14 protein-coding genes are annotated in these 12378 nt (G+C 58.9%); 6 read left to right on the top strand and 8 right to left on the bottom strand.

What is annotated here, in order from left to right; genetic code table 11:
- The first annotated feature begins 36 nt into the window (after nt 1-36).
- Together NKI61_RS04035 and NKI61_RS04030 are read left to right on the top strand one after the other, a co-directional pair.
- Nucleotides 37-591, top strand: coding sequence for a response regulator (locus tag NKI61_RS04035; RefSeq protein WP_050588792.1), 555 nt, complete (start codon nt 37-39; stop codon nt 589-591).
- Nucleotides 592-593: 2 nt separating this feature from the next.
- On the top strand, nt 594-884 hold the full coding sequence (locus NKI61_RS04030; RefSeq protein ID WP_031197822.1) for a hypothetical protein: 291 nt from the start codon (nt 594-596) through the stop codon (nt 882-884).
- A gap of 225 nt (nt 885-1109) precedes the next feature.
- On the opposite strand, the gene NKI61_RS04025 is transcribed toward NKI61_RS04030, so the two are convergent.
- The 4 genes from NKI61_RS04025 to NKI61_RS04010 all read right to left on the bottom strand — a co-directional run bounded on the left by NKI61_RS04025 (nt 1110) and on the right by NKI61_RS04010 (nt 4133).
- Nucleotides 1110-1373: a hypothetical protein gene (locus tag NKI61_RS04025; protein ID WP_023681159.1), complete on the bottom strand. Its 264-nt coding sequence runs from the start codon at nt 1371-1373 to the stop codon at nt 1110-1112.
- A 338-nt stretch (nt 1374-1711) separates the two neighbouring features.
- Complete coding sequence (locus NKI61_RS04020) at nt 1712-1876, bottom strand: hypothetical protein (RefSeq protein ID WP_023681158.1); 165 nt, start codon at nt 1874-1876, stop codon at nt 1712-1714.
- Nucleotides 1877-2120: 244 nt separating this feature from the next.
- Nucleotides 2121-3614: an alpha,alpha-trehalose-phosphate synthase (UDP-forming) gene (locus NKI61_RS04015; RefSeq protein WP_352838871.1), complete on the bottom strand. Its 1494-nt coding sequence runs from the start codon at nt 3612-3614 to the stop codon at nt 2121-2123.
- Between the two features lie 294 nt (nt 3615-3908).
- Nucleotides 3909-4133 carry a hypothetical protein gene (locus NKI61_RS04010; RefSeq protein WP_023830864.1) on the bottom strand — a complete coding sequence of 75 codons (225 nt, stop codon included), beginning with the start codon at nt 4131-4133 and terminating at the stop codon, nt 3909-3911.
- Nucleotides 4134-4325: 192 nt separating this feature from the next.
- Here NKI61_RS04010 and NKI61_RS04005 point away from each other — a divergent pair, with 192 nt between their 5' ends.
- Both NKI61_RS04005 and NKI61_RS04000 read left to right on the top strand, forming a co-directional pair.
- On the top strand, nt 4326-4796 hold the full coding sequence (locus NKI61_RS04005) for a GFA family protein (RefSeq protein WP_352838870.1): 471 nt from the start codon (nt 4326-4328) through the stop codon (nt 4794-4796).
- Between the two features lie 173 nt (nt 4797-4969).
- The gene (locus NKI61_RS04000) at nt 4970-5854 is read left to right on the top strand and encodes an alpha/beta fold hydrolase (RefSeq protein WP_352838869.1); all 885 of its coding nucleotides are present in this window, start codon (nt 4970-4972) and stop codon (nt 5852-5854) included.
- Here NKI61_RS04000 and ligD read toward each other — a convergent pair.
- The 3 genes from ligD to NKI61_RS03985 all read right to left on the bottom strand — a co-directional run bounded on the left by ligD (nt 5834) and on the right by NKI61_RS03985 (nt 9153).
- On the bottom strand, nt 5834-8476 hold the full coding sequence (ligD, locus tag NKI61_RS03995; RefSeq protein ID WP_352838868.1) for a DNA ligase D: 2643 nt from the start codon (nt 8474-8476) through the stop codon (nt 5834-5836). The two genes, NKI61_RS04000 and ligD, sit on opposite strands and share 21 nt — an antisense overlap.
- 162 nt (nt 8477-8638) lie before the next feature.
- The gene (locus NKI61_RS03990) at nt 8639-8932 is read right to left on the bottom strand and encodes a hypothetical protein (protein WP_023817832.1); all 294 of its coding nucleotides are present in this window, start codon (nt 8930-8932) and stop codon (nt 8639-8641) included.
- Nucleotides 8929-9153, bottom strand: coding sequence for a hypothetical protein (locus tag NKI61_RS03985; protein ID WP_155921617.1), 225 nt, complete (start codon nt 9151-9153; stop codon nt 8929-8931). Before NKI61_RS03985 ends, NKI61_RS03990 begins: the two co-directional genes overlap by 4 nt.
- A 192-nt stretch (nt 9154-9345) precedes the next feature.
- Between NKI61_RS03985 and NKI61_RS03980 the strand changes: the two genes are divergently transcribed.
- Both NKI61_RS03980 and NKI61_RS03975 read left to right on the top strand, forming a co-directional pair.
- The gene (locus NKI61_RS03980; protein WP_023739551.1) at nt 9346-10338 is read left to right on the top strand and encodes a YihY/virulence factor BrkB family protein; all 993 of its coding nucleotides are present in this window, start codon (nt 9346-9348) and stop codon (nt 10336-10338) included.
- Between the two features lie 73 nt (nt 10339-10411).
- Entirely contained in the window at nt 10412-10708 is a 297-nt protein-coding gene (locus NKI61_RS03975) for a hypothetical protein (RefSeq protein ID WP_023668045.1), read from the top strand.
- Nucleotides 10709-10799: 91 nt separating this feature from the next.
- Here the strand turns inward: NKI61_RS03975 and NKI61_RS03970 are convergent, their stop codons facing one another.
- Nucleotides 10800-12200 (bottom strand): phospholipase D family protein, encoded by a 1401-nt coding sequence (locus NKI61_RS03970; RefSeq protein WP_023752159.1) that lies wholly within the window; start codon nt 12198-12200, stop codon nt 10800-10802.
- Nucleotides 12201-12378 lie beyond the last annotated feature (178 nt).

The following is a 12378-nucleotide window of genomic DNA, read 5'->3' as shown; positions in this document are numbered from 1 at the left end:
CCGTTTAGAGCCCGGAGGGCTGCTATGTTATTAGGCATGCGAATTCTGCTCGTCGAGGACGAATTCTTGCTGGCAAGCGAACTTGCCTCTTATTTCAGCGATTGTGGGGCGACCGTTTTGGGGCCGGTGTCGTCAGTCAGCCGGGCTCGACGATATATCGATTCAGCGGACGGGGCGGTGCTGGACATCGATCTTAACGGTGAGACTGTTTTTCCCCTCGCCGATGAGCTGACGGACAGAGGCATCCCGTTCGTATTCTTCTCCGGAAACGATCAGATCACCCTGCCGGAGCGGTTCCGGTACACCCAAAACCTCTCCAAGCCGGCCGGGTTCAGGACGGTTGCCGGGATCCTCGCCGCGCAATCAACAGCGCTTGGTGAAGACAATGTCTTCCGCGCTCTTCCAAAACTGAGGCTGTCCGCGCGGCTGCTGCTGGGCGACCCACAGGCGGCCGATCGCCTCGTGGAACGCACATTGAAGGCGGCGCTGGAGGAGCGGTTGTCGACGCGGCATGACCTTCCCTTGAGCGAATGGCTCAATACACTCATGGAGGAGGTGCTCCGCAACGACAGGTCTGGCATCATGAATTAAGATTGTCCGATAGTTTGCCGCAGGCCGCCCTGTCGACCGCCCCCGCTACGGTACCCCTCCCCAAGAGCGCTTCGCTTCGTCTTGCAAATACGGCCGCATTCCTGCTAGAAATCCTCGTGGCCAAACCTCCGCAAACCAAACCTGACTCATTCCGCGATCCTGTTGAAGGCGACGCACTCGCAGCGCTGCTCGACGAAATCGCGGAAGAGGAAACACCTGAACGGCTGTTGAAGCTCGCCCTTGAGCTGCAGCAGCAACTGCTGTTGTCAAAGCAGCTGAAAAATCCCAACTGAACGGCCTGCAGCTAGGCATCTTGATTTGCCTCGAGTTCCACGATGGCGTCATCGCCTCGTTCGCCAGACCGATGCTGCTGCGGTAATCTTTCTGCGCTCGATGTGGGCGAAACCCCAGTCTCAATAGCTCAGCGGTTCCTGCGCCCAGAAGGCCCTGATCCCATCATGACGCCGATGAGACGACCAGGAAGATCAGGGCCAACTTGGGTCGCAGCCCAAGGTCGATCACTGCTGCCCTGGCATCTCGGTATTTTCTTGCGGGTTCTTTTTAACGCCGGGCGCGGGTGATGTCTCAGCGGGGGCATTACCGCCTTGGTTCTGTTCCGGGGTGCGCTTTACTGGCGATGTCTGCCACGATCCGCCTGAAAGGGGTATGAACACAAAGAAGGCTAGCAGGGCGACGAAGATCACAGCCGCAATGACGACGCCCCACCCGAGTACATTTCGGGTGCCACGCTGTTCTTCCTTCCGGGACACATGCTCCGTCATCACTGGACTCCTTGTGTCATTCGACGAGGTACAAATTTATCGTGCAGATCGACCGCACGGTCTGCTCTTCCCCGACGCGTGCCGCCGGCACAGCCGAAGAAGCTGAAGCTAATCTTCTCCAGCTTTTCGGCTGCCTGGTTTGGCGGCCCGCTTTGGGGCTTTCGGCACTGCCGGTTTCCGCTCGGGTGCAGGCGGATTGATCGCCTCGTGCGCCAAACGGGCTTTGCGCAATCGCGCCGTTTTCTCTTCCCGCGCCTTGCGCTCGGCTTCCATTACGCCTTGTGCGTAGAGGGTGGCTCGTGCGTCTCTGTCGTTTGCGGATCCACTGGCCGCCATAGTCAGCCCTCCGCCTTGTAATTTCTTGCTTCCTTCTTGGCGCCGTCTTTGCCGTGCTCGGCTGCAAGCTCTTTGGCCTGCCCGGGTGACACGTCGGTGGCTTCGGCCAACTTGATTGCCTCTTGTTCAGAGAGATCTCTGTCCTTTCGCGTGGGGTTCTTTGTCATCGCAGATCTCCTATCAGAGCCCAAACGACCGGACCGGCGGTGTGTTCCCTGGAGCCTTCGATAGTCCACCGATTGAGGCGGGCTATCGCGCTTCCGTCAATGAGCGAAAAGTTTTGATGCGGACGACAAGATACATGATCAGCTTCAAGGCCTTTCGAACTGCTCCGGCCAGCCGGGTTATGGCCGGGCTATGGCCGCGTGGGACGCGTGACACACGGACGGATTCAGGCATCGATGCCAGGCGCTAGTTCTCGCCCGCGAGCGTGGCGAGAAATGACCGCCGCCATTCTGCTGCGTCATTGCGCGTGATGCGCTTGAGCAGTGCACTATGCCTTGCAATTCTTTCCTCAAGCGGCATCGCGAGCGCTTTTGCGATCGCGTCAGCAACCTCGTCGACCGCATACGGGTTCACGATCAAGGATTCGGCAAGTTCTTCGGCCGCACCCGCAAAACGCGACAATACCAGCACTCCGGGATCGGCTTCGTCCTGCGCGGCTATGTATTCCTTGGCGACGAGGTTCATTCCGTCACGCAGGGGCGTGACCAATCCGACCTGGCTAGCGCGCAACAGGCCAGCAAGCCGAGAGCGTGATACGGCACGGTGGATGTAGCGGATCGGGGTCCAAGCCAAATCCGCGTATCTTCCGTTGACCGCGCCGGCGGTTGCCTCAAGCTGGGCCCGGATGTCGGCATAGGCGCTGACCTCCTCGCGCGTCGGCGACGCAATCTGCAAATATGTTGCCGCCCGCTCGTGTTCCGGATGCTTTTCCAAAAGACGCGCGAAAGCCTGCATGCGGCCGGGGAGACCCTTGGAGTAGTCCAGCCGATCGACGCCGATGATTTGCTTGAGGCCCAGAATCTGGCGGCGCATGGAATCAATCTGCACATCCTCCGCCGCCTCATTGGCCATGCGTGCGATTGAATCGACGTCGATGCCTATCGGAAAACACCTCGATAACACCGTGCGGCCGTTCATCTCAGCCGAACCATTGATATCAAAAGTAATGGAGTTGGCCGCCTGCACTGAGCGCCGGAAATTCCCCACGTCCGTTTCGGTCTGGAATCCCACGACGTCATACTGAAGCAGATCATCGATGAGTTCTTCATGGTCGGGCGTGGCTACAAACAGGTCAGGCGGCGGGAAGGGTATGTGAAGAAAGAAACCGATCCGATTCCGGACTCCCAGCCGCCGCAACTGGGCGGCCAAGGGGATAAGGTGGTAGTCGTGAACCCACACCAAGTCGTCGTTGCCCGACAGCAGTCCTGCGAGCGCCTTCGCGAACCGCGCATTGATCTGCCGGTAGGCGTGTAGAAACTCTGCCCGGTGGTTCACCAGGTCGAGTCGGTAATGAAAAAGCGGCCACAGCGTGCTGTTGGCATAGCCATTGTAATAGAGCGAATACTCCTCATAGGGCAGGGTAAGCGCAGCCGTCTCGATCTTTCCCACGCGTTCCAAGCGGATCAGCGGTTCGTCGCTCGCGGCGTAGTCCTGATACTCGGCGCTTGCTCCTAGCCACAGGCCTCCACGCTCGGCCAACGCATCCCCGATGCCTACAGCAAGTCCGCCGGCTTGCGACAGATCGCGAATGTTCCCCAGCCTGTTCGAGACGACAACCAGACGACGCGGGATGGCGCGATCGCCAGTTAGCTCAGCCTCCCCACCTACGGCGTCGCGCTCAAGGGGATCACCAACCGTTTGCGAAGCCTCGTTGAGAATTTCATCCGGTCGCTGCAACAAGAGCAAATCCTGAGCGTGAAGATCGCTTGGGGAACGGTCCGCGCGTGCGATTGTTCCCGACGTAAGTGTCCAGCCGGATTCGCTGGATCGCATTCTCGGCCCGCTCGGGCGCCTCTTTCAGCGGCTCTCGCTGGATCGTCGTCGGACGCACCGGTGATGAGACCCCGATCCAGCACGCCGAGCAGCCGTGGCTTTGGCGAGGGCCGGACTTACCGCCTTGGTATTCATGCTGCCGCATCCCCTGCCCTGTCATATCAACTCCCCACCTTGGCAAAAGCGTCAACTGACCAACCGTCAGTCCACCTCGATTACCTTGCGCGTGGGCTTTCGTTGACGGGGCGGCGGCTTTACCGCTGCGGGCGCGGGCGGGGTCCGCGCTATCGATGCCTCCAATAACTGTCGCTGTTCTCTAAGCCGCGCCGTCTTGGCTTCCCTGGCATGCCGCTCCGCTTCCAACAGCAACTTGGCTTCTCGATCCGCCCTCTCGATCTTTTCCCTGTCGATGCGTCGTGTTTTCAAGGTCGCCTCCTTTGGTCAGACGGCGAACAAAGTGCGGACCTGAAAAAATGTTCCCAACAAATTAAGGCCTGATCTGCCTCAAATGATATTGACGAGCAGCCCGCCGGTTGCGCGCATCTGCGGCTCTGTGACGTCCAAAGGAACTGCTTGCCGTCCGCGGCGTTGCGCCACCACGCTGGCCGGAAGATTACCATGGACGACAAACCCCGAACGACGATCAGAAAACCGGCCCGGATTGATCGAGGGCGTTGCTTTTGCGGAGCCATCACAGCTGAATTCAGTGGCGATCCCTTTTGGATTTGTTTCGACCACGACGATGACTGCCGACGAGCGATCGGCAGCCCACTGACGATCTGGATTGGCTATCGTCCAGATCAGGTCGATTGGCTCGGCTCCAAACCAAAAACATTTTCGAAAACCAGGGGGGTCGTGCGCTCCTTCTGTTCGGAATGTGGCACCTCGATTGGGTACACCGATGAAGGCTTGCCAAACGAGTTCTACATCTCGATCGGATTCATGGACGCGCCCGAGAAGTTCCATCCCCAAGCCCAGGCTTATTGGGAAATGCGACTGCCGTTTATCAGGATGGATGACCGTTTGCCTCGCGTCGAGGGCTACACCCGAGCGCGCGACCCCACCCTGGGCAATCCCAGAGACCGGTGAGGCAGGAGGCTGGATCCGGGCGTCAGCGCCAGGGCTGGCGGATCCTGAAGGCGGCCGAACCATTGGAATGAGAGAAATGTCCAAACGGACAAATGCCCGAAACCAATTTCACCGGGGTGGGTTGAAGATGGACATGCGGGACTTGTTTTCACAGTCTGACGACAAAGAAGCGGATGTTTGAAGGATTCAAGCTAGAGACCGTGGATCTGCCCGAGTCCTCACTGAGAGTCAGGTATGGAGGTTCAGGCCCGCCGCTTCTTTTGCTGCATGGCCATCCTCGGACGCACGTTACCTGGCACCGGGTAGCCCCACTTCTCGCCGCCGACCACACAGTTGTCTGCCCCGATCTGAGGGGCTTTGGCCGGTCCTCGGTACCGGCGGACGCCGTGGACCATGCTGGATCCTCCAAGCGTGCCAAAGCCAGGGACTGCATCGCTCTCATGCGACATCTCGGCTTTGGCCGGTTTGCGATCGCAGGCCATGACCGCGGCAGCTACACAGCGTTCCGAGCAGCGATGGATCACCCGTCAGCGATCAGCCATCTGATCGTCATGGACAGCGTCCCTATCCTGGAAGCCCTCGAACGCTGCGACGCCCGCTTTGCGAAGCTCTGGTGGCACTGGTTCTTTTTTGCACAGCCGGACAAGCCCGAACGCGCAATCATGGCCGATCCTGACGCGTGGTATGGCGGCTCAGCCGAGTCCATGGGGGCTGAGGCCTATGTCGACTACAAGGACGCAATCCACGATCCGAATGTTGTTCACGGCATGCTTGAAGACTATCGGGCAGGTCTGGCCATCGATCAATTGCACGATACCGACGACAGGAAAGCTGGTCGCCGGGTCGCGTGCCCGACCTTGGCGCTCTGGTCCGCCCGCGATGACCTTGAGGCACTCTACGGCAACGTGCTCGATGTTTGGCGACCCTGGACCACCGAACTGAAGGGCCAACCGATCGAAAGCGGACATCATATGGCCGAAGAAGCAGCCGAGGCGGTAGCCGCAGCCGTCATGGCGTTCTTGCGCGAACCGACGTCGTCATGCGGCGAGCTTTGCTGAACCAATCCGTTTGATGGCACTGCTGATCGACCGTTCGCCATCGTCGTAGTCAGCCCAGGCGACGGTCTTTTTCAGGTGGCCCGGGACCGTGCGAACGGTGTATTTTTTCGGATCGAGATCCGCCTTCACCTGACTCCAGGTCAGCGGCATGGATACAGTCGCGCCTTCCCTGGCGCGAGGGGAGAGAGGGGCGACGGCTGTCGCCATGCGATCATTCCTGAGATAGTCGAGAAAAATCCGGGATGTCCGCAGCTTCTTGGCCATGTTGACGAGGTAGAGATCCGGGCTATCTGCCGCCATCTGGATGCAGACGGCCTTTGCGAAGGCCTTGGCCTCGGCCCATGTCGTCTTGCTGCGTTCGGCCGCCAATGGCGTCACGACATGCAAGCCTTTGCCGCCCGTGGTTTTGCAGAAGCTCACCAAGCCCAGATCTTCGAGACGATCGCGCATTTCCTTGGCTGCCGCGACCACCTTCGCAAAAGGGACTTCCGGACCGGGGTCAAGGTCGAAGACAAGTCGGCCAGGTATTTCGGGATGACCCGGCTGGCAATTCCAGGGGTGAAGCTCAAGGCCGCCTATCTGGGCGATCGCGGCCAGACCCTCGACGCGGTCGATTTGCAGATACGGTTTGTGATCGCCGAAGACTTTTACCAGTTCCAGCAGATTGGATGTGCCTGGCATTGCGTGGCGCTGGAAAAACTGCTCGCCGGCGTAGCCATCCGGCGCGCGCACGAGTGAACAGGGACGACCTTTGATATGTCTGATCATCCAGGGGCCAACGGTCTCGAAATATTCTGCAAGATCGAGCTTGTCGACGGGCTGACCGTCGCCGGCATTCGGCCAAAGCGGCTTGTCCGGCTTGGAAATGATGACGCCCATGACAACCGGGCTTTTTCCTGTCTTGCCAGTCACCTTGGCAGGGTCGGCAATCGGCGTCTCTTGAGGATCGGCTGGACGCTCGGCCTCGACGTCTTTTGCGGGCTTGTCTTCACGCAGGCCTTTGAAGGCGGCCTGCCGGATATTGCCACCCCCGGTCCAGCCGGCGAACTCGATTTCCGCGACCAATTCCGGCTTCGTCCAGAAGACGGTTGAATTCCTTTTCGGTGCGCCATCGCCGGTAAACGGCGACGTCGCGGCTTTCATCTCCTGCAGCCTAGGCATCAGCTGCTTGACCTTTGCCTCGCTGAATCCGGTCCCCACACGGCCGATATAGGCGAAATGTTCACCGCGATTGACGCCGACGAGCAATGACCGGAATTTGCCGTTGGTCGTCGACCAGCCGCCGATGACCACCTCATGCCCGGCGCGGCATTTCGATTTTGCCCAGGTGTCGGTCCTCCCCGAAACATAGGTCGCATCGGCCTTTTTGGAGACAATCCCCTCAAGCGAAAGGCGACAGGCAGAACGCAGCACCGCGTCGCCGCCATTGCTGAAGTGCTCGACATAGCGGATGAGATTTTGCTCGCCGCGATCGACTTCGCCGAGCATCTCGCTCAGACGTTCCTTCCGTTGTGAGAGAGGCATCTTTCGCAGATCGACGCCATTTGCGAAGAGCAGGTCAAAGGCAAAGTAGATCAGGTCCTTCGTCCGGCGCTCCGACAGCGCTGCCTGCAGTGCGGCAAAATCGGGCGCGCCGTTCTCGCCAAGCGCTGCGATCTCGCCGTCGATGATGACGTTGGGAAGACTGGCGGCCTCCTTTGCGATGGCGCCAAATTTCTCCGTCCAGTCAAGACCCTTGCGGGTCCTAAGCGCGATGTCCTTGTCTTCCACGCGCAACTGGACGCGATAACCGTCAAACTTGATTTCGTGAACCCAGTTCGTCCCGGCCGGCGGCCGGGAGAGCGTCGCGCAAAGCTGTGGTGGGATGAAGTCGGGCATCTTCGCCGCTGAGGCACCAGCGGCTCGCTTCGGCCGCGGAGCAGGCTTTGCCGACCTGGCGGCGCGCTTGTCGGCATGGCCGCGCTTGCTGTCCCAAACGGCATCCGCATCGGCCAACGATGAACCTTTCATCATGAACGGCTTCGGACCTGCCCCCTTCCCCGCTGCAATCCTCTCCATGCTCCGACCCGAGGCGACGGATCGATCCTGAGCCAGCACCGCATCGCCATTGCCCTCTGTCGCGTATTTGTCGCGGTGTTTGATCAGCAGCCAGTTGGTCCGCTTCCCGCCATTGCGGTCATGCTTCATGCGCACGAGGACGAAACTTCCATGCAGGCGCTTGCCCTGCAGCGTGAATTTCAGGTCGCCTTTTTCCAACGCCTTTTCGGGAGACATGGCGCCTTCCGGTTCCCAATATCCGCGATCCCACAACTGCACCGTGCCGCCACCATATTGTCCTTTGGGAATCGTGCCTTCGAAGTCGCCGTACTCCAGCGGGTGATCCTCAACCTCCACGGCAAGTCGTTTGTCGTGAGGATCCAGTGATGGACCTTTGGTCACAGCCCATGATTTGAAGACCCCGCCAAGCTCGAGGCGAAGATCATAGTGCAGCCGCGTGGCCGCGTGTTTTTGGATGACGAACCGGAGTCGGTTCGAACCCGCAATCGAGCTTTCGCCGCTGGGCTCTTTCGTCTTCGCGAAATCCCTTTTGGCCCGGTAGGTTGAAAGCTCGCCCGTTTTCATGGAAGTGCCCCGACTAATGACGCAACGCCGGACTCAACGCAGTGGGTGAGATTTGGTTCGGTTCATGGCCGAGACGGCGCCGATGCTGCTTTTCCGCTTCAGAGCGGCATCGGCGTCAAATGAGGGCCTTCAAGGATACTACACGTGTCGTCACCGCTGACGTTAAGGTTCCTTGGTTTGCCCAACCATTTTTGCAAGCTCTGAAAATGGTGGGATGTCCAGTTCGCCTTGCGCGTTGTTTGCGATCTGCAGAAGCCGGATCGGGAAGCAGATCGCGTCACGGTTGGCCGGTGACATGTCTTCGTAGGTCCGCTCGTCACTTGTCATGGACGCCTCTGCCTTTCGCAGGGCGGTATCGATCTCGTCAATTGACAGCAGACCTTTGTGAACGAGCAGATTGTTGATTGACGCGACCGCCATCATCAACCCTTCAAGCTGAAGATTGGCAACGTTCATGGCTTAACCGTGTTTCCGCCGCCCGGCCTCGCCGGGGCGTTCTGGCCATCGGATTGGTGCGTCTTGTCATCCACTTCGTTGACTGGCCGCGTCAGACCGACCCCACTCTTGGGTTTCTTGTTGCCGGCCGCATCCTGAGAGAACGCATCCGAAGGATCAGGACCTGTTCTAGCCGGGTACTTCGTTGCGCCGGTCTCGCGACGGTTTTCATTATCAGGCATTTTTGATCACTCCAATCGGATGACCGATAACCATTACGAGCCCGGCGAGTTCCGGCGCCGCATGGAACATTTCTGGGCGTGGTGCAGAGACAAGCGGGCGTGTCTCGGCAGTCACGCCTCGCGCACTGGCGGCAGGTCTCGCTTTCGTTGCCCACAGCACTAGGTTACTCGTTGAGGCAAAAGGAATTCCCCATGCGGGTGGCACGCGAAGCCTGGGTTCTTGGCAAGGAGAGCATCCTCGGATTCATCAACGACAATGCCCTCAGCCACGGTGCGGCGATGGCATTCTATGCCGTTACGTCCCTGGCCCCGATCTTGTTGATCGTTGTTGCGATTGCTGGACTTGTCTTTGGGCATGAAGCAGCTCAACTCGCTCTGTCGGCCGAAATCGCAGGCGTGATGGGATCGCAAACCGGCGACCTTCTGCGCAGCACCATCGAAAGCGCTTCTCACAGAACCGCCGGCACTGTTGCCACTTTGGTGGGCATTGTCACCCTCTTCGTGACAGCCTCAGGGGTGTTTGGCGAAATGCAGCTTTCGCTCAACACAATCTGGAAGATTGAGCCACCACCCATGTCTGTGTCGCGATTGGTGCGGGCGCGGGCGGCCAGCCTGGGTCTGGTTGCAGCGTTAGGATTTCTACTGCTTGTCTCGTTGGCGGCGAGCGCCGCCATTTCCGCACTTGGCGCTGCCATCAACGCCCATCTGCCGTTCGGCACGATCATTCTCGCGTCGATAAACGGCATTGTATCATTCGTGCTGATTTCCGCTCTGTTTGCCGCGATCTTCAAGATCCTGCCGGACCGGTCGCTCGCTTGGCGCGATGTCGCAATTGGCGCGGCAGTGACCGCTTTGCTCTTCACCATCGGCAAGTCGCTGATTGGCTGGTATATCGGAACCAGCGCGATTGCATCCTCCTATGGCGCGGCGGGTGCACTGCTGGTCGTGCTGCTTTGGGTTTACTATTCGTCTGAGATATTCCTGCTCGGCGCCGAGTTCACGCGGGCCTATTCCGTCCGTCTCGGCAGTCGGTCCGACCTTCAACCGATAGTGGAGGCAGAGAGCCCGTCGCGACAGACATCGAACCCTGGACCAACCATCCAACGCGAGGTGCAGGCCTGGATTGTGATCACGGGTTTGCTGACCTTCGTGGCGACACGGGTCTGGCCATCGCGGCGATCTTAGCTGCTTCCCACCAATTCTGTTTCTTTGGAACGCAACCCGGACACCGGAATTGCATAGGAACAGGAGGTTGCCCATGCCAAAATTCCGCTTTGAGACGACAGTATCCGGCCAGACTACCGCTCTCGAGGAAGAGCTAGCGAGTGCGGAGATGGCCAGTCCGAGAGCAATAGAGATGGCGCGCGTAGCAGTGGCGGCGGATCCTGGGTCAGGAACCAAGCAATCGGGATCGACTATCAAGGTCTACGATGAAGCCGGATATCTGGTCGCCACAGTCAATTTTTCCGACGTGTTGCCGAGTGATCCGGACGCCGGACAGCATGGGATTGGCGACGCGGTTGTCGAAGAACCGGGTGTGATGCGGTCTGGCTGACCCGTGGTAGATCAGGGTTTCACGTTTCGCTCACGCGATCCCCGGAAGGGCAATTCGCTGAGATCGCGAGGTCCTCGGCCATCATCAGATGCTAGAGCTGAGATTCGATCGGGAGGTGACGGACGAAGACCGCCAGGATACGGCGAAAAAATCCGGCTTCTGGTTCATGCGTATAGTCCTGAATCTTGCCTTCGCCGCATCCATGCCAATGCAGGACATTGTGTTTCAGTTCGAGCCGATAGCTTGTTTCCGGAGATATTTCCGATTGGAATCGATGCCGCAACTCGGCGACCAATTTCGGATCCTCAAACAGCACGCCCATTTCCGAGTTCAAGGACACTGACCGTGGATCGAAATTGAAGGAACCGACGAAGCCGATATTGTCGTCGACGGTGAAAGCTTTCGTATGCAGACTGGCGCCCTTCGAGCCAAACACCGAGATTGCCGAGCGCCGGTTGAACGGCTGAAGCTCGAAAATATTGACGCCATTCCTCAGCAGCCGCTTGCGATAATTTGCGTAAGCGCCATGGACTGCGGCGACGTCCGTGGCGGCCAGGGAATTGGTCAGAACCGAAACGTCAACACCGGCGCCGACAAGGTCCAGCAAGATCGCTGTGCCCCTTTTGCCGGGGATGAAATAGGGCGACACAATTTCCAGACACCCGCGCGTGGATTGGATGATCGGACGCAGCTCTTTCATAAGCCAGCTGCGACGTCTCCAACCACGAACCTTCTCCGGCGGATCGGAAATGACCCGCACGCCATCCACCCAATGAACGTCGTTGCTGGCCGCAATAAACTCCGTGATCGAGCCCCGGTTGCCGATGCCGTTCAAGAATTTGGGATCGGGGCCGGTATCGCTTCCTTCAAGCCATTTGGCATGCTCATGCTCAGCCACTGATCCCAAGGTTTTGATTGGCTTGGCTTCATTGCAAGCCCAGAAGGCATCGAATATCGCCGCGGTTTGCCGTACCGCAGGCCCCAGGAGCAGCAGATCGAGGTCCCGGAAATTGGTTTCTGCCGCATCGAAATAGGCATCGCCAACATTCCGACCGCCGACAATGGCAAATTTGTCGTCAACGATCCAAGCCTTGTTGTGCATCCGTCGTGTCAATGCAAAGAGCCGCAACAGCACTTCCACACCACGCATGATCCGGCCGCGCCTGATACCGCTCGGATTGAACAACTTCAATTCGATGTTTGGATGGTTGTTCAGCGCCAGATATGCCGCATCATTTTTACGCGGATTGACGTCGTCAAGGAGCATGCGCACCCGAACACCGCGCTCAGCAGCTCGAAAAACCTCGCGAAGCAGCAAGCGGCCGGTGTGGTCATCATGCCAAAGGTAATACATCAGGTCGAGGCTGCGCTCAGCGCTCCTTGCCGCCAGCACGCGCACGGCGAAAGCGTCATAATTGTCCGAGACAAGCAGCAAGCCGCTCTTGCCGGCCTTGATGTTGTGGTCTGCGGTTCGCGAAACCGATACGTCCATGAAAATTGCCACCTTTGGACGGCGCTCGCGCCATCCCGCTCAAATCATAGCTAGAACCATTCTGAGGTATTCTGGTTGCATACGCAGCGTCCAATCACCCAATTCCTGGATGCAAGCGGGGCCCAGCAATCAAGCGGCTGCAGAGCGGTCAGGAGGCTTGAGAGGCGTTGCCCCGACT

Origin of the sequence: Mesorhizobium sp. M0514 (genome assembly GCF_040321145.1) — a bacterium.
Classification (GTDB): Bacteria; Pseudomonadota; Alphaproteobacteria; order Rhizobiales; family Rhizobiaceae; genus Mesorhizobium.
Note: the sequence above shows the minus strand (reverse complement) of the source record. Positions and strands in the feature narration are given on the sequence as shown.